The organism is Blautia sp. DFI.1.216 (assembly GCF_020594215.1).
Classification (GTDB): domain Bacteria; phylum Bacillota; class Clostridia; order Lachnospirales; family Lachnospiraceae; genus Blautia_A; species Blautia_A wexlerae.
In genome coordinates, this window is the sequence record NZ_JAJDML010000285.1 from 1 (window position 1) to 204 (window position 204).

General features: G+C 27.9%; 1 protein-coding gene. It reads left to right on the top strand.

Going from position 1 to position 204, the window contains the following annotated elements:
* Positions 1-204 (top strand): hypothetical protein (locus tag LJE11_RS19740; RefSeq protein ID WP_227296476.1); only part of this gene is annotated, 204 nt, incomplete at both ends.

Here is a 204-nt window from a genome sequence, read left to right on the forward strand (position 1 = left end):
GAATTTACTCTTGCATTTGGTCCAAAACCGGAATTTAGTTTTTCATTTAAGTTTACTTCCAGTGATGAGTTAGACGCGCAAATTTTTTTACAAAACAACAGAACAAATGTTTACATAAACCAATACATATGGTATAATATTTATATGGGAAAAGATATATTTAATATAGATAAAAACAAACTTTCATATGGTAGGGGATATGTC